Annotated in this window: 15 protein-coding genes; 12 read left to right on the top strand and 3 right to left on the bottom strand. The window is 71.9% G+C overall.

The genetic code is table 11. From position 1 onward, the window contains the following. The first annotated feature begins 1 nt into the window (after position 1). The 5 genes from KLO01_RS01160 (at position 2) to gatB (ending at position 5,577) form a co-directional block, all read left to right on the top strand. A complete protein-coding gene (locus KLO01_RS01160) occupies positions 2 to 1,570 on the top strand; it encodes a tripartite tricarboxylate transporter permease (RefSeq protein WP_147061713.1) in 1,569 nt (522 codons plus the stop codon). 1 nt (position 1,571) lies between these two features. Continuing rightward, complete coding sequence (locus tag KLO01_RS01155) at positions 1,572 to 1,967, top strand: universal stress protein (RefSeq protein ID WP_147061712.1); 396 nt, start codon at positions 1,572 to 1,574, stop codon at positions 1,965 to 1,967. Between the two features lie 177 nt (positions 1,968 to 2,144). Further along, on the top strand, positions 2,145 to 2,441 hold the full coding sequence (gene gatC, locus KLO01_RS01150; protein WP_147061711.1) for an Asp-tRNA(Asn)/Glu-tRNA(Gln) amidotransferase subunit GatC: 297 nt from the start codon (positions 2,145 to 2,147) through the stop codon (positions 2,439 to 2,441). An 81-nt stretch (positions 2,442 to 2,522) separates the two neighbouring features. Continuing rightward, positions 2,523 to 4,049, top strand: coding sequence for an Asp-tRNA(Asn)/Glu-tRNA(Gln) amidotransferase subunit GatA (gene gatA, locus KLO01_RS01145; protein WP_147061710.1), 1,527 nt, complete (start codon positions 2,523 to 2,525; stop codon positions 4,047 to 4,049). A 1-nt stretch (position 4,050) separates the two neighbouring features. After that, complete coding sequence (gatB, locus tag KLO01_RS01140; protein WP_147061709.1) at positions 4,051 to 5,577, top strand: Asp-tRNA(Asn)/Glu-tRNA(Gln) amidotransferase subunit GatB; 1,527 nt, start codon at positions 4,051 to 4,053, stop codon at positions 5,575 to 5,577. A 160-nt stretch (positions 5,578 to 5,737) separates the two neighbouring features. Here gatB and KLO01_RS01135 read toward each other — a convergent pair whose 3' ends face one another. Together KLO01_RS01135 and KLO01_RS01130 are read right to left on the bottom strand one after the other, a co-directional pair. Continuing rightward, positions 5,738 to 6,361, bottom strand: a complete 624-nt coding sequence (locus KLO01_RS01135) for a DUF937 domain-containing protein (RefSeq protein WP_147061708.1) — start codon at positions 6,359 to 6,361, stop codon at positions 5,738 to 5,740. Positions 6,362 to 6,445: 84 nt separating this feature from the next. Then, the gene (locus KLO01_RS01130; RefSeq protein ID WP_246135989.1) at positions 6,446 to 7,417 is read right to left on the bottom strand and encodes a PQQ-dependent sugar dehydrogenase; all 972 of its coding nucleotides are present in this window, start codon (positions 7,415 to 7,417) and stop codon (positions 6,446 to 6,448) included. Here KLO01_RS01130 and KLO01_RS17330 point away from each other — a divergent pair. The 3 genes from KLO01_RS17330 to KLO01_RS01120 all read left to right on the top strand — a co-directional run bounded on the left by KLO01_RS17330 (position 7,389) and on the right by KLO01_RS01120 (position 9,303). Next, positions 7,389 to 7,631 carry a hypothetical protein gene (locus tag KLO01_RS17330; protein ID WP_246135988.1) on the top strand — a complete coding sequence of 81 codons (243 nt, stop codon included), beginning with the start codon at positions 7,389 to 7,391 and terminating at the stop codon, positions 7,629 to 7,631. The genes KLO01_RS01130 and KLO01_RS17330 overlap by 29 nt on opposite strands. Before the next feature lie 165 nt (positions 7,632 to 7,796). Then, a complete protein-coding gene (locus KLO01_RS01125; protein WP_147061706.1) occupies positions 7,797 to 8,726 on the top strand; it encodes a 2-hydroxyacid dehydrogenase in 930 nt (309 codons plus the stop codon). A 31-nt stretch (positions 8,727 to 8,757) separates the two neighbouring features. Beyond that, a complete protein-coding gene (locus tag KLO01_RS01120) occupies positions 8,758 to 9,303 on the top strand; it encodes a SixA phosphatase family protein (RefSeq protein WP_147061705.1) in 546 nt (181 codons plus the stop codon). 16 nt (positions 9,304 to 9,319) lie between these two features. On the opposite strand, the gene KLO01_RS01115 is transcribed toward KLO01_RS01120, so the two are convergent. Then, a complete protein-coding gene (locus KLO01_RS01115) occupies positions 9,320 to 9,763 on the bottom strand; it encodes a MarR family winged helix-turn-helix transcriptional regulator (protein ID WP_147061704.1) in 444 nt (147 codons plus the stop codon). A 147-nt stretch (positions 9,764 to 9,910) separates the two neighbouring features. On the opposite strand from KLO01_RS01115, the gene KLO01_RS01110 reads away from it, so the two are divergent. The 4 genes from KLO01_RS01110 to ilvN all read left to right on the top strand — a co-directional run bounded on the left by KLO01_RS01110 (position 9,911) and on the right by ilvN (position 16,470). Further along, the gene (locus tag KLO01_RS01110) at positions 9,911 to 11,986 is read left to right on the top strand and encodes an MMPL family transporter (protein WP_147061703.1); all 2,076 of its coding nucleotides are present in this window, start codon (positions 9,911 to 9,913) and stop codon (positions 11,984 to 11,986) included. 43 nt (positions 11,987 to 12,029) lie between these two features. Next, positions 12,030 to 13,730 carry a dihydroxy-acid dehydratase gene (ilvD, locus tag KLO01_RS01105; RefSeq protein ID WP_147061702.1) on the top strand — a complete coding sequence of 567 codons (1,701 nt, stop codon included), beginning with the start codon at positions 12,030 to 12,032 and terminating at the stop codon, positions 13,728 to 13,730. Between the two features lie 341 nt (positions 13,731 to 14,071). After that, on the top strand, positions 14,072 to 15,958 hold the full coding sequence (locus tag KLO01_RS01100; protein ID WP_147061701.1) for an acetolactate synthase large subunit: 1,887 nt from the start codon (positions 14,072 to 14,074) through the stop codon (positions 15,956 to 15,958). After that, the gene (gene ilvN, locus KLO01_RS01095; protein ID WP_147061700.1) at positions 15,958 to 16,470 is read left to right on the top strand and encodes an acetolactate synthase small subunit; all 513 of its coding nucleotides are present in this window, start codon (positions 15,958 to 15,960) and stop codon (positions 16,468 to 16,470) included. The genes KLO01_RS01100 and ilvN overlap by 1 nt, the downstream gene beginning before the upstream one ends. Positions 16,471 to 16,499 lie beyond the last annotated feature (29 nt).

Genomic DNA, 16,499 nt, shown 5'->3' with positions numbered 1-16,499 from the left:
CATGGACGGCCTCAACGCCCTGCTCGACGGGATGTCGGCGGCCCTGACGCCGATGAACCTGCTCTACGCGTTCTTCGGCGTGCTGCTCGGCACCGCCATCGGTGTCCTCCCCGGCATCGGTCCGGCCATGGCCATCGCGCTGCTCCTGCCGCTCACCTACACGCTGCCCGTCGAGCAGGCGATCATCATGTTCGCCGGCCTCTACTACGGCGGCATGTACGGCGGCTCGACGACCTCGATCCTGCTCAACACACCGGGCGAGAGCGCCTCGGTGATGACAGCCATCGAGGGCAACAAGATGGCCAAGGCGGGACGCGGTGCAGCCGCGCTGTCGACCGCGGCCATCGGCTCGTTCGTCGCCGGCACCATCGCCACCTTCTGCCTCGCGCTCCTCGCGCCCCAGGTCGTCAAGGTCGCGATCCAGCTCGGTGACCCGGACTACCTCGCCGTGATGCTCTTCGCGTTCGTCGCGGTGACCACGGTCCTCGGCTCCTCGAAGATCCGCGGGTTCGCCAGCCTCGGTCTCGGCGTGTGGATCGGCCTCATCGGCATCGACCCGACGTCGGGCCAGCAGCGCCTCACCTTCGGCATCGACCAGCTCTCGGACGGCATCGACGTCGTCGTGGTGGCCGTCGCCGTCTTCGCGATGGGCGAGGCCCTGTGGATCGCCGCGCACCTGCGCCGGGCCCCGGCCCGGATCACCCCGATCAAGGGCCGCTGGATGACGCGCGAGGACCTCTCGCGCTCGTGGAAGCCGTGGCTGCGCGGGACCGTCATCGGCTTCCCGTTCGGCGCCATCCCCGCCGGCGGGGCCGAGATCCCGACGTTCCTGTCGTACATCTCGGAGCGCAAGCTGAGCAAGAAGCCCGAGGAGTTCGGGCACGGCGCCATTGAGGGCGTCGCCGGACCCGAGGCGACCAACAACGCCTCGGCCGCGGGCAGCCTCGTCCCGCTCCTCACGCTCGGCATCCCGACGACCGCGACCGCGGCCGTCATGATCCTCGCGTTCCAGACCTACGGGATCCAGCCGGGACCGCGCCTCTTCCAGGACCAGGGCCCGCTCGTGTGGACCCTCATCGCCAGCCTGCTCATCGGCAACGCGATGCTGCTCCTGCTCAACCTGCCGATGGCCGGTCTGTGGGCCAAGCTCCTGCTCATCCCGAGGCCCTACCTGTATGCCGGCATCCTCATGTTCGCGTCGCTCGGCGCCTACGCGGCCAACGGCTCGCCGTTCGACCTGTGGCTGCTGCTGTTCATCGGTGGTCTCGGTTTCGCGATGCGTCGCTTCGGGCTCCCCGTCGTGCCGCTCATCGTCGGCCTGATCCTCGCCCCTCGGGCCGAGGTCTTCATGCGGCGGGCGCTGCAGATCAGCGACGGGCACCTCTCGGGCCTGGTCAACACGACGTTCTCGAAGGTCGTGTACGTGCTCATCGCGCTCCTCATCGTGGCGCCGTTCATCTGGTCCAGGGTCCGGGGTCGGCGCACGCCTCCCGAGGGCCCGGTCGGCCCGTCGTCCCCGACCACGGGGGCGGACGACGCTCGCGTCCACGCCAACACCGAAGGAGCCTGACATGCCGGTCATCGTGGGGTTCGTACCCACCAAGGAGGGTCGCGCCGCCCTCGACGCCGCCGTCACCGAGGCCCGCAGCCGCGGCAGCAGGCTGCTCGTCGTCAACGCGAGCACCGGTGCGGCGTCGGCGGACAACCGCTACGTCGACGACGAGGAGCTCACCGCGCTGCGCGCCGAGCTCGACGCGTCGGGCCTGGACTACGAGATCTCGCACGCGGTCCACAAGAAGGACCCGGCCGAGATCATCGTCGAGCTGGCCGAGGAGACGCACGCCGACCTCATCGTCATCGGGGTGCGCCGCCGCACGCCGGTCGGCAAGCTCCTGCTCGGCAGCCAGGCCCAGAAGGTCCTGCTCGACGCCGAGTGCCCCGTGCTCGCCGTCAAGGCACCGCGCTAGAACGTCACCGCCCCGCCGCGGCACCCCCTGCCAGGCCGCGGTGGCCGCCGCGAGCACCGCGCGGCACGGAGCCGCCCACGATGACCCGTGGGCGGCTCCGTCGCGTGCGGGGACGTCGCGCCCACCGCCGTCGGAGCCCTGAACGCGCGACCTCGGCGGAGTCCTAGACTGGCGCCCATGGCTGAACTCACCCGCGACGACGTGGCGCACCTCGCCGGTCTCGCCCGCATCGACCTCTCCGACGCCGAGCTCGACAGGATGGTCGGCGAGCTGGGCGTCATCCTCGAGTCCGTGGCCGTCGTGCAGCAGTCGCCGATCGAGGGCGTCGAGCCGATGAGCCACCCGATGCCGATCGTCAACGTCACCCGGCCCGACGTCGTCCGGCCGAGCCTCGGCGCCGACGCCGCGCTCTCGGGCGCACCGGAGTCGGACCAGCAGCGCTTCTCCGTGCCGCGCATCCTCGACGAGGACTGACGCGACCGTATGCCGTGAGGTGAGCCCACGGCATACCTCCGCCTTGACAGCACCACGCCTCCCGCAACCGCAAGGACCGACGTGACCACAGACCTGACCCGCGCCAGCGCCGCCGAGCTCGCCGACCTCCTCACCTCGGGTGGGACGAGCTCGGTCGAGGTGACGCAGGCGATGCTCGACCGGACCGAGGCCGTCGACGGCGACGTCCACGCCTACCTCCACGTCGACCGTGAGGGTGCCCTCTCGAGCGCGCGCGACATCGACGAGCGACGCAGCCGCGGCGAGCAGCTGCACCGGCTGGCCGGTGTGCCGATCGCCGTCAAGGACGTCATGGCGACGAAGGGCCTGCCCACGACGTGCGGCAGCAAGATCCTCGAGGGCTGGGTCCCGCCCTACGACGCGACCGTCGTGAGTCGCCTCAAGCAGGCCGGCATGCCGATCCTGGGCAAGACCAACATGGACGAGTTCGCGATGGGCTCCTCGACCGAGCACTCGGCCTACGGCCCGACCCGCAACCCGTGGGACCTCGACCGCATCCCCGGTGGCTCCGGCGGTGGCTCCAGCGCGGTCGTCGCGTCGTTCCAGGCTCCGCTCGCGATCGGCACCGACACCGGTGGCTCGATCCGCCAGCCGGCCGCCGTGACCGGCACCGTCGGGACCAAGCCGACCTACGGCGGCGTCTCCCGCTACGGCCTCGTGGCGCTCGCGTCCTCGCTCGACCAGGCCGGCCCGTGCACCCGCACCGTCCTCGACGCGGCCCTGCTGCACGAGGTCATGGGGGGTCACGACCCGATGGACTCGACGTCGATCGACGCCCCGGTCCCGCCGGTCGTCGAGGCTGCGCGCCGCGCCGACGTCACGGGGATGAGGATCGGCATCGTCCGCGAGCTCACCGGCGAGGGCTTCCAGGCCGGCGTCCAGGCGCGCTTCGACGAGTCGGTCCAGCACCTCGTCGACGCCGGCGCCGAGGTCGTCGAGGTCTCGTGCCCGAGCTTCACGGCGGCACTCGCGGCCTACTACCTCATCCTCCCGTCGGAGGCCTCGAGCAACCTCGCGAAGTTCGACGCCATGCGCTACGGCCTGCGCGTCCTGCCCGAGGGTGTCGACGACCCGAGCGCCGAGCAGGTCATGGCGGCCACGCGCGACGCCGGCTTCGGCGACGAGGTCAAGCGCCGCATCATCCTGGGCACCTACGCCCTGTCGTCGGGCTACTACGACGCCTACTACGGCTCGGCCCAGAAGGTCCGCCGGCTCATCGCCGACGACTTCGCGAAGGCGTTCGAGTCCGCCGACGTCCTCGTCTCGCCGACCGCGCCGACGACGGCCTTCCGCTTCGGTGACAAGATCGACGACCCGATGGCGATGTACCTCAACGACATCGCGACGATCCCCGCCAACCTCGCCGGTGTGCCCGGCATGTCGCTCCCGAGCGGCCTCGCCGACGAGGACGGGCTGCCCGCGGGCTTCCAGATCCTCGCGCCCGCCACGGCCGACGACCGCCTGTATGCCGTCGGCGCGGCTCTCGAGCAGCGCCTCCACGCGGCGTGGGGCGGACCCCTGCTCGCCCAGGCACCGGACCTGTCCACCTCCACGACGAAGGGTGCGTGACATGAGCGCCACGACCACCGACGCGACCCTCGCCTGGGACGACGTCCTCGCGGCCTTCGACCCGGTGCTCGGGCTCGAGGTCCACGTCGAGCTCGGCACCAACACGAAGATGTTCTGTGGGTGCGCGACCGAGTTCGGCGCCGAGCCGAACACCCAGGTCTGCCCGGTCTGCCTCGGCCTGCCCGGCGCGCTCCCGGTCGTCAACGAGGTCGCCGTCGAGTCGGCGATCCGGATCGGTCTCGCGCTCAACTGCGAGATCGCGCAGTGGTGCCGGTTCGCGCGCAAGAACTACTTCTACCCGGACATGCCCAAGAACTTCCAGACCTCGCAGTACGACGAGCCGATCGCCTTCGAGGGCTTCCTCGACGTCGAGCTCGACGACGGGTCGACGTTCCGTGTCGAGATCGAGCGCGCGCACATGGAGGAGGACACGGGCAAGTCGCTGCACGTCGGTGGCTCGACCGGTCGCATCCACGGCGCCACGCACTCGCTCGTGGACTACAACCGGGCGGGCATCCCGCTCATCGAGATCGTCACCAAGCCGCTGCGTGGTGCGGGGGAGCGCGCTCCCGAGGTCGCCCGGGCCTACGTCGCGACCCTGCGTGACCTGCTCAAGGCGCTCGACGTCTCCGACGTCAAGATGGAGCAGGGCTCGATGCGCTGCGACGTCAACCTCTCGCTCATGCCCAAGGGCACGACCACCCTCGGCACCCGCACCGAGACCAAGAACGTCAACTCGCTCCGCTCGGTCGAGCGCGCCGTCCGCTACGAGATGTGCCGGCACGGCGCGATCCTCAAGGACGGCGGCTCGATCCTCCAGGAGACGCGGCACTGGCACGAGGACACCGGCATCACGACGTCGGGCCGCGTGAAGTCCGACGCCGACGACTACCGCTACTTCCCCGAGCCCGACCTCGTCCCCGTCGCCCCGACGCGCGAGACGGTGGAGTCGCTGCGGGCGACCCTGCCCGAGCCGCCGGCGCAGCGCCGCAAGCGCCTCCAGTCCGACTGGGGCTTCAGCGACCTCGAGATGCGTGACGTCCTCAACGCCGGGCTCGTCGACCTCATCGGCGAGACCGTCGAGGCGGGCGCGACGCCGGCCGGTGCGCGCAAGTGGTGGTCCGGCGACATCGCCCGACGCGCCAACGCCGAGGGCTCGACCGACGTCGCGTCGTATGCCGCCGAGCGGTCGATCACCCCGGCGCACGTCGTCGAGCTCGAGGGTCTCGTGACGTCCGGCCGTCTCAACGACTCGATGGCCCGCCAGGTCTGGGAGGGCGTGCTCGACGGTGAGGGCTCACCGACGGCCGTCGCCGACGCGCGTGGGCTCGAGCTCGTCCAGGACGACGGCGCCCTCGAGGCGGCCGTCGACGAGGTCATCGCCGCCAACCCCGACGTGGCCCAGAAGGTGCGCGACGGCAAGGTCCAGGCCGCCGGTGCCCTCATCGGCCAGGTCATGAAGGCGATGAAGGGCCAGGCCGACGCCGGCAAAGCCCGCGAGATCATCCTCGCCAAGCTCACGAGCTGACGGATGGGGGGTCAGCATTATCGGGTGACCCGATAATGCTGACCTCGACCCGAGGTGCCGACGGGGGTCGACCGAGACTTTGTCCGGTTGAGCGGTCCCCAGACGTCGTATGCCGTCGTGCGCGGGCTGCCGACGGCCTTCCGGGCCGTGCGGCGCTCGTTCAGCGGCGGCCGCCGCCGAGGAGGCCGCCGAGGACGTCGAGGATCGAGCCACCGGCCGACGGCTGGGTCTGCTGGGTCTGCTGCGGTGCCTGCTGGGTCGCCGTGCCGCCACCGAGCGCTCCGCCGAGGACGTCCTTGAGCATCGAGTCCAGCGACCCGGGTCCACCCTGTGCCGAGCTGTCGCTCGTCGACGCTGCCGTGGTGCCGCCGCCCAGCCCGCCTGCGCCGCCCTTGAGGACACGGTTGGCGATGTAGGACAGGACGATCGGGGCGAGGATCGGGATGAGCCGCTTGACCAGCCCGCCGCCGGCGCCCGAGGAGCCGAGCGCGGAGTAGACCTGCTCCTCGTTGGACCCGAAGATGTGCGACGCGATCTTCTCGCCGTCGGCCTGGTCCACCTGGCCGAGGTCGACACCGCCGGCGAGCAGGTCGTCGTCGTGCTGGCCCAGGGCCTCGACGATCGAGCTGGCGCCGCCCGGGTCCTGGGCGTTGGCGTGCAGCCCACCGAGGAGCGCGGGCAGCGCGGCCTGCGCAGCCTGCTGCACCTCCTGCGGGTCGGCGCCGAGCTGCTGGGCCAGCTGGTCGATGGGGAGGTCTCTCAGGATGTCGTCCGTTGCAGCCATGGGTGGTGCCACCTCTTTCGGATCCGGCGGGCCACGGTGCCCACGCCATCAACGTACTCAGGACGGGGTGGGCCCGGGGGCTCGTCAGCCGATGGGCACGCGCACGACGCGGTCGTCGCCCGGGCGGGGCTGGCCGCGGAAGGTGTTGTTGCTCAGCACCCAGAGCGTGCCGTCCGGAGCCCTGACGACGTCGCGCATCCGGCCGTACCTGTTCTCCAGCAACCGCACCGGGCTCCCGGTCCGCTGGCCGCCGGCCACGGGGATCTTCCAGAGCGAGGCGCCCCGCAGCGCCGCCATGTAGACCGCGCCGTCCGCGCCGACGGCGATCCCGCTCGGTGACGCGTCGTCGGTCGACCACTGCGCGATGGGTGCGACGAAGCCGTCGCGGCGCTCGATGCCCTCGACCTCGGGCCAGCCGTAGTTGCTGCCGGGCGTGATGACGTTGAGCTCGTCCCAGGTGTTCTGACCGAACTCGCTGGCGTACATCGTCCCGTCGGCGCCCCACGCGAGACCCTGCACGTTGCGGTGGCCCAGGCTCCACACACGGCTGCCCTCGGTGGGGTTGCCGGGGGCGGCCTTGCCGTCGCCGGAGATGCGCAGGATCTTGCCGCCGAGACTGCGGGGGTCCTGCGACCGCTCGGTGCGCGCCGCGTCACCCGTCCCGACGTAGAGGAAGCCGTCGGGGCCCCACGCGATCCGCCCGCCGTTGTGGTTGCCGGCCTTGGGTATGCCGGTGAGCACCGGTGTCATCGGCCCGAACCCGCCTGCCCCGAGGGTGGTCCGCACGATCCGGTTGTCGTCGGCTGCGGTGAGGTAGAGGTGCACCGTCGCGTCGGTGGCGAAGGTCGGTGAGACCGCGACGCCGAGCAGGCCGCCCTCGCCGCCGGAGTCGACCCCGGGGACCCTGCCGAGGCTCGTGCGGGTCCCGGTCGGCGAGATCCGCAGCACCTCGCCGCGGTCGCGCAGCGTCACCAGCGCGTCACCCTCCGGGAGGAAGGCGATCGACCACGGCACCTCGAGCCCGGTGATGACGTCGCTCGGCGCCCCGGCCGGCACCGGTGCGCTCGCACTCGCCGAGGGCGAGGCCGAAGAGGAGGGGGACGAAGATGTCGGGCTCGGCGAGGTCGACGCGGACCCGGAGGGCGCGGGGGACCCGGAGGTCGACGCGCTCGTCGCTGTCGACCCGCCGGCCCCGTCCTCGTCCGGGTCGCTGCACCCCACGAGGGCGCAGGTGAGGGCGAGCGCGAGGAGGGCCGGGGACGTGCGGTGACGGGACGGCATACGACATCGTCTCCCGAGGGACCCGCGAAGGTCACGGTCCCGGGCAGGACTGGCAGCGAGTCCCCAGCCTGGCCGGCCGACCGGCGGACCGACCGGCTGACCGCGGAGCGGGCACCGTCCGGGCTCCCACGGGCGGTCGCCTAGGGTCGCAACCATGGTCGTCGTCTCCTTCCCGGACCCTGCCCTGCGTGACGCCGTCGGGGAGGTGCCCGGGGTCGAGAGCGTGCTCTGGGACCCCGCCGGCGACGCGGCTCCCGACGAGCGGGTCGAGGTCGTCGTCGCGCCCTACCTCGGTGCCGCGTCCGCCCTCGCAGCGGTCGCCCAGCTCCCCGACGTCCGGCTCGTGCAGCTCCAGTCGGCCGGCTACGACGGGGTGCTCGAGGTCGTGCCCGAGGAGGTCGGCGTGGCCAACGCGGCCGGGGTCTACGACGCGGCGACCGCCGAGCTCGCCGTCGGCATGGTGATCGCGTCGCTGCGCGGGATCCCCGACGCCGTCCGCTCGGGTGACGGGGCCCGGTGGACGCCGCTCGGCCGGCGCACCTCGCTGGCGGACCGGCGCGTCCTCGTCGTCGGCTACGGCTCGGTCGGCAGGGCCATCGCCCGGCGTCTCAGCACGTTCGAGGTCACGCTCACCGCGGTCGCCTCCCGCGCGCGGGCCGGCGACGACCTCGTCGACACCGTCCACGGGATCGACGAGCTGTCGACGCTCCTGCCCGAGCACGACGTCGTCATCGTCATCGTCCCGCTCAACGACTCCACCCGGCACCTCGTCGACGATGCCTTCCTGTCGGCGCTGCCCGACGGGGCCCTCCTCGTCAACGTCGCCCGTGGCCCGGTCGCGGACACCGACGCCCTCGTCGCCCACTCGGGACGCCTCCCGCTGGCTCTCGACGTCACCGACCCGGAGCCGCTCCCGGACGGACACCCCCTCTGGACGGCGCCGAACGTGCTCATCACGCCGCACGCCGGTGGCAACACCACCGCCCTGCTGCCCCGCATGTCGGCACTGCTCCGGGAGCAGCTCGGCCGGGTCGCCGCGGGGGAGGAGCCGCGCCACCTCGTCCGTCCGATTGTCAAGACCTGACATCGCGCTCCGGCAGGGGCAAGATCGGAGCATGACCACCGCTGCGGAGGACCGGACGCTCGTGCTGGTGCGCCACGCGAAGGCCGAGCAGGGTGGGTTCGACGCCGACCACGAACGCGAGCTGACCAAGCGGGGCCAGCGCGACGCACGCGCCGCCGGGACGTGGCTGTGCGACCAGGGCATCGGGGTCGACGAGGTCATGTGCTCGACCGCGACGCGCACCCTGCAGACCTGCGAGGGGATCTGGAGCGCCGGCTGCTCCGAGGCCGACATCCACGAGGACCACCGCATCTACGACGCCTCGGCCGACCGCCTGCTCGAGGTCGTGCGCGAGGCCGACGAGGACGCCAACGTCGTCATGGTCGTCGGCCACGCACCGGGCATCCCGGCGCTCGCGTCGATCCTCGCGGAGGGCTCGGGCAGCGACCGTGCCCACGACCTCATGAGTGAGGGCTTCCCGACGGCCGGTGTCGCGGTGCTGCGGTTCTCCGGGCACTGGCGCGACCTGGCCGCAGGGGTCGCGCGCCTCGACCGGTTCCACGTGGCCCGGGCCGAGCGCCAGTCGGCCGGAGCCTGACTCCGGAGGGTCCGGCTCACATCACCGACCGCAGGGCGGCGATGGCGCCCCTGAGGTAGCGCTCGACGACCTCGCGCTCCTCGTCGGTCAGCGAGCCGTCGATGTCGGCGAGCGCCGTGAACATCGGGGCGAGCAGCGTGAAGATCTCGCGCCGACCCGAGTCGGTGACGACCACCTCGGTGCGTCGGCGGTCGTCGGTGTGGGCACGCCGCTCGGCGTGGCCGCGGGCGACGAGGCGGTCGACCACGCCCGAGGACGCCGCCGAGGTGACGCCGAGGACCTTGGCGAGCTCGACCGGGCCCATCGGGGTGGAGGAGAGGTGACGCAGCGAGTGCAGCTCGGAGACGGAGAGACCGCCGCGGCGGGCGACCGCCTGGGGTGACTGGGCCGCGATCTCGACGAGCTCCTCGAGTGCCTCGAGGGAGGACGAGGACCGGTATGCCGGGGCGACCGACCGCACGGAGGTCTCGTTCTCGTCGCTGGTCGTGCCACGGGCAGCCGGGCGGCCCGGACCGGTTGTGTCGGGTCGATCGCTGTTGCTAATATCACTCACCTACTTAGTCACTTGATGAGTCACTGACTGAACCACTCTAGCGAAGGACGGGCCATGCGCGCGCTCTCCACGTTCCTGACCCGCCGGTGGGTCGCCGGCATCGTCGCACTTCTCGCCCTGCTCTCGGCCGGTCTCGTCATCGGGGTCGTCGGGCAGGCCGAGCTCGGGCCGACCGCGACGGCCTCGCTCCCGCTCGAGTCCGACAGCCGGGCCGCCGCCGAGCTGAGCGCCACGCTCCCGGAGGCCGAGGGCTCGGCCGCCGTCGTCCTCTACAGCAGCGACGATCGGCTCACTCCCGAGCAGCTCGCCGTCGTCCAGGAGCGCGCCCGCTCGCTCCCCGGCGCGGTGGGCGCTCCTCCCGTCGTCGCCGAGGACGGGACGGCGGCGACGGTGTTCGTGCCGGTCAAGGCGCCCGACGCCAGCCAGACGGCGGACGTCGTCACCGAGCTCCGGGCCGCGGCCAAGGCGGACCTGCCGAGCGGGCTCACCGCCCAGGTCACGGGTCCGGCGGCGATCCAAGCCGACCTCGCGGCGGTGTTCGACGGGGCGAACTTCCGCCTCCTCGGGGCCACCGCCGGCGTCGTGGCACTGCTGCTCATCATCACCTACCGCAGCCCGGTGCTCTGGCTCGTCCCGCTCACCGTCGTCGGTGCGGCCGACCAGCTCGCGGCGGTGCTCGCGACCCGCACCCTGGCGGCCTTCGACGTCCAGTGGGACGAGTCGACGATCGGCATCCTCTCCGTCCTCGTGTTCGGTGCCGGCACCGACTACGCGCTGCTGCTCATCTCGCGCTACCGCGACGAGCTGCGCGTCTTCGAGGACCGGCGCGAGGCCATGGCGCACGCCCTGACCCGCACCGCGGAGGCCGTGCTGTCCAGCTCGACCACGGTCGTCCTCGGGCTGCTCACCCTCCTGCTCTCCGCCTTCCCGACGACCCGGGGCCTCGGTCTCGCCTGTGCCGTCGGCGTCGTCGTGGCCGCCGCGTTCGTCCTCGTCGTCCTGCCGGCGGCCCTCGTGGTCTTCGGGCGCTGGATCTTCTGGCCCAAGGTGCCCCGGGAGGGGCAGGCCAGCCTGGCCGACTCGCGCTCGTTCTGGCGCCGCATCGGTGACGCCGTGGCCCGTCGTCCCGCGATCTTCGCCGGCGCCACCGTTGCGGGGCTCGCCCTGGCAGCGGCCGGGATCACGCAGATCAGCACGGGACTCGACGGGGCCGACCAGTTCCTCCAGAAGCCGGAGGCCATCGCCGCAGGGGAGCGACTCGCCGAGTCCTTCCCGGCCGGCTCCGCCGACCCGGTGGTCGTCGTGTCACGCGGCGCCGACCCGGCCCTGCTGACGTCGACCGTCTCCGCCGTGGAGGGTGTGTCGTCCACCCGTCCCGTCGCCAGCGCCGGCGGGGTGAGCGAGATCCAGGCCGTGCTCGACGCCGAACCGGGCTCGGCCGAGGCCGAGGCCGGGGTGCGGGCCATCCGTGCAGCGGTGGCGGACACCGCCGACACGCACGTCGGCGGGACCGAGGCCGAGTCGCTCGACACGGCGAAGGCATCGGGCCGCGACCGGCTCGTGATCTTCCCGATCATCCTCGGCCTCGTGCTCGTCGCGCTCGGCCTGTTGCTGCGCTCGCTCGTGGCGCCCTTCATCCTCGTCGCCACCGTCGTCGGCACCTACCTGGCCAGCCTCGGCATCTCGTGGGTGCTCTTCACGCAGGTGCTCGGTTTCGAGCGCCTCGACGACGGGGTGCCGCTGCTCGCCTTCGTCTTCCTCGTGGCGCTCGGGGTGGACTACAACATCTTCCTCGTCACCCGGGCCGCCGAGGAGTCGCGCGGCCACGGCCCTCGCGAGGGGATGCTCCGGGCGCTGTCGGCCACCGGCGGTGTCATCACGAGTGCGGGCATCCTGCTCGCGGCGGTCTTCGCGGTGCTGGGCGTCCTGCCCCTCGTCGTCCTGGCCCAGCTCGGCGTCGTCATCTGTGTCGGCGTGCTGCTCGACACCCTCGTCGTGCGCACCGTCCTCGTGCCGGCCATCGCCCTCATGCTCGGCGACCGCTTCTGGTGGCCGCGCCGGGTCGGCACGTCGAGCAACCCCGAGGGGGAGTCGCACGACGCCTCGGAGCTGGTCGCCGCCGAGAGGTGAGATCGGCGTCCCACCTCGTGGACAGGCGTCCTAGAGTTGCCCCATGAGCGACGCCCCCGACATCAAGCCCCGTTCCCGCGACGTCACCGACGGCCTCGAGAAGACCGCAGCCCGGGGGATGCTCCGGGCCGTCGGCATGGGTGACGACGACTGGGTCAAGCCGCAGATCGGCGTCGCGAGCTCGTGGAACGAGATCACCCCGTGCAACCTCTCCCTCGACCGGCTGGCCAAGGCGGTCAAGGACGGCGTGCACTCCGGTGGCGGCTACCCGCTCGAGTTCGGCACCATCTCGGTCTCCGACGGCATCTCGATGGGCCACGAGGGCATGCACTTCTCGCTCGTGTCGCGCGAGATCATCGCCGACTCCGTCGAGACCGTGATGAACGCCGAGCGCCTCGACGGCTCGGTCCTGCTCGCCGGCTGCGACAAGTCCCTGCCGGGCATGCTCATGGCCGCCGCCCGCCTCGACCTCTCGTCGGTCTTCCTGTATGCCGGGTCGATCCTTCCCGGGATCGCCAAGCTCTCGGACGGCTCCGAGAAGACCGTGACGATCATCGACGCCTTCGAGGCCGTGGGTGCGTGCGCCGCGGGCAAGATGTCGCGCGAGGACGTCGACGCCATCGAGCGCGCGATCTGCCCGGGCGAGGGCGCCTGCGGCGGCATGTACACCGCCAACACGATGGCCTCCGTCGCCGAGGCGATGGGCATGTCGCTGCCCGGCTCGGCCGCCCCGCCCGCCACCGACCGGCGCCGTGACGGCTTCGCCCGCAAGTCCGGGGAGGCCGTCGTCGAGCTGCTCCGCAAGGGCATCACCGCCCGCCAGATCATGACGAAGGAGGCGTTCGAGAACGCCATCGCCGTCGTCATGGCCTTCGGCGGCTCGACCAACGCTGTCCTGCACCTGCTCGCGATCGCCCACGAGGCCGAGGTCGACCTCACCATCGGCGACTTCCAGCGGGTCGGCGCCAAGGTCCCGCACCTCGCCGACGTCAAGCCGTTCGGGCAGTTCGTCATGACCGACATCGACCGGGTCGGGGGAGTGCCCGTCGTCATGAAGGCCCTGCTCGACGCCGGACTGCTCCACGGTGACGCCCTCACGGTCACCGGCCGCACCGTCGCCGAGAACCTCGCCGACATCCGCCCGCCGGACCCCGACGGCCACGTCGTGCGCGCGATGTCCGAGCCCATCCACAGGACCGGTGGCCTGACGATCCTCTCGGGGTCGCTCGCCCCCGAGGGCGCCGTCGTGAAGTCGGCCGGGTTCGACACCGACGTCTTCGAGGGCACCGCCCGGGTCTTCGACGGCGAGCGCGCGGCGATGGACGCCGTCGAGCAGGGCGAGCTCAAGGCCCAGGACGTCGTCGTCATCCGCTACGAGGGCCCCAAGGGCGGCCCCGGCATGCGCGAGATGCTCGCCGTCACGGGCGCCATCAAGGGTGCCGGCCTGGGCAGGGACGTCCTCCTCCTCACCGACGGCCGCTTCTCCGGCGGCACGACCGGCCTGTGCGTCGGGCACGTCGCACCCGAGGCCGTCGACGAGGGGCCGATCGCCTTCGTCCGGGACGGGGACGGCATACGCCTCGACGTCGCGAAGGGCACCCTCGACCTCCTCGTCGACGACGCGGAGCTCGACCGGCGGCGCGCCGAAGGCGTCACGCACCCCGAGCCCAAGTACACCCGCGGCGTCCTCGCGAAGTACCGCAAGCTCGTCGGCTCGGCGAGCAAGGGCGCGGTCTGCGACTGACGCCCTCGCACGACCTCCGACGTCGTGCCCTGGTGGGACCGCTCGGCGGCGCTGGCCGTCCGCGCAGGGCACGACGTCGCTCGTGGAGTGACCGGATGGTGGGATGTGTCGTCTCACACGTTGACACGGCGGACGGCGGGGGAGAGAGTCTTCACGTGGCCCGACTCCTCGTACTTCCTCCGGCGCCCGGCCCCTCCTGACAGGTCCGGCCAGGCGCCTCCCTCCATCGTCCCCACCCGTGGGACGGGAGGGTTTTTTTGTGCCACACGCAGCACCGAGCACGACCCGCAGCACCCCGACCGACACGACAGAACGCAACTCCGACCGAAGATGGTGACGACGTGAGCGAGACCCAGGCAGCGCCCACCCCGGCGCGGCTCGCCCGACAGGCCCGAGCCAAGGCTCCCCTGCAGGTGACCGGAGCCCAGAGCCTCGTACTCTCGCTCGAGTCCATGGAGGTCGACACCGTCTTCGGCATCCCCGGCGGCGCGATCCTGCCGGCCTACGACCCGCTGCTCGACTCGGTCAAGGTCCGGCACATCCTCGTGCGCCACGAGCAGGGCGCCGGGCACGCCGCCGAGGGCTACGCGTCCGCGACCGGCAAGGTCGGGGTCTGCATGGCCACGTCCGGCCCCGGTGCGACCAACCTCGTCACCGCCCTCGCCGACGCGCACATGGACTCGGTGCCGATCGTCGCCATCACCGGCCAGGTCGCGAGCGCCTCCATCGGCACGGATGCGTTCCAGGAGGCCGACATCCGCGGCATCACCATGCCGATCACGAAGCACAACTACCTCGTCACCGATGCCGCGGAGATCCCGCGCGTCATCGCCGAGGCCTTCCACATCGCCTCGACCGGGCGACCCGGACCCGTGCTCGTCGACATCAGCAAGGACGCCCTCCAGGCGAGGACGACGTTCTCGTGGCCGCCGCGCATCGACCTGCCCGGCTACCACCCGGTGACCCGGCCGCACGCGAAGCAGATCCGCGAGGCGACCAGGCTCATCTCCGCCGCCGAGCGACCGGTGCTCTACGTGGGTGGCGGCGTCATCCGCGCCGACGCCTCCGAGGAGCTGCGCCAGTTCGTCGAGCTCACCCGCATCCCCGTCGTGACGACGCTCATGGCCCGCGGCGCCCTGCCCGACAGCCACGAGCTGCACCTGGGCATGCCGGGCATGCACGGCTCCGTGGCCGCGGTGACGGCGCTGCAGAAGTCCGACCTCCTCATCACCCTCGGCGCCCGGTTCGACGACCGCGTCACCGGCCAGCTGTCGACGTTCGCCCCCGAGGCCAAGGTCATCCACGCCGACATCGACCCGGCCGAGATCTCGAAGAACCGCAAGGCCGACGTGCCGATCGTCGGCTCGTGCAAGGACGTCCTCGTCGACCTCATCGCGTCGGTCGACGGCGACATCGACGCCGGCCGCGGTGGCGACTACACCGAGTGGCGCGAGCGCACCCAGGGCTGGAAGCGCGACTTCCCCGTGGGCTACACCGTGCCCGAGGGCGGCACGCTCGCCCCGCAGTACGTCATCGAGCGGCTCAGCGCCATCGCCGGACCGGAGGCGGTCTACGTCGCGGGTGTCGGCCAGCACCAGATGTGGGCGGCACAGTTCGTGCAGTACGAGCGTCCGCGTGCCTGGCTCAACTCCGGTGGGCTCGGGACGATGGGGTATGCCGTGCCCGCCGCCATGGGTGCCCAGGTCGGCGAGCCCGACCGGACCGTGTGGGCGATCGACGGCGACGGCTGCTTCCAGATGACCAACCAGGAGCTCGCCACCTGCGTCATCAACAACATTCCGATCAAGGTCGCGGTCATCAACAACAGCAGCCTGGGCATGGTGCGTCAGTGGCAGTCGCTGTTCTACAACGAGCGCTACTCCAACACCGACCTCCACACGTCGCACGAGGGGACGCGCATCCCCGACTTCGTCAAGCTCGCCGACGCCTACGGCTGCGCGGGCCTGCGGTGCGAACGCCCCGAGGACGTCGACGAGACGATCCGCCAGGCGATGGCGATCAACGACCGTCCGGTGCTCGTCGACTTCGTCGTCCATCGCGACGCGATGGTCTGGCCGATGGTCCCCGCCGGGGTGAGCAACGACGCGATCCAGGTCGCCAAGGACACCGCGCCCCAGTGGGACCGCGAGGACTCCGAGGCGCTGCCGCAGGAGCAGGACGCCGACCACAGCGGCGACGACACCACCGTCGAAGGTGAGGAGAAGTGATGTCCCAGCACACCCTGTCGGTGCTCGTCGAGAACAAGCCCGGTGTCCTCGCCCGCATCGCCGGCCTGTTCTCGCGGCGCGGCTTCAACATCCACAGCCTCGCCGTGGGTGAGACCGAGCACGAGGAGATCTCGCGCATCACCGTCGTCGTCGACGTCGAGGACCTCCCGCTCGAGCAGGTCACCAAGCAGCTCAACAAGCTCGTCGAGGTGCTCAAGGTCGTCGAGCTCGACGCCGCCTCGGCCGTCCAGCGGCAGGTGATGCTCATCAAGGTGCGGGCAGACGCCGCCACGCGCAGCCAGGTCCTCGAGCTCGTCCAGCTCTTCCGCGCCAAGGTCGTCGACGTCGCCACCGAGTCGGTGACGATCGAGGCGACCGGGCCCGGCGAGAAGCTCGCCGCGCTGCTCGGCGTGCTCGAGCCCTACGGCGTGCGCGAGCTCGTCCAGTCCGGCATCGTCGCCATCGGACGAGGCCCCCGATCCATCACCGACCGCGCGCTGCGCGGAGCCTGACCCACCAGGGCGAGCGCCCGGCATACGCC

It is taken from the genome of Knoellia locipacati, assembly GCF_007992835.1.
Classification (GTDB): domain Bacteria; phylum Actinomycetota; class Actinomycetes; order Actinomycetales; family Dermatophilaceae; genus Knoellia; species Knoellia locipacati.
The sequence above is the reverse complement of the archived record's forward strand: the minus strand, read 5'-3'. Positions and strand labels throughout refer to the sequence as shown.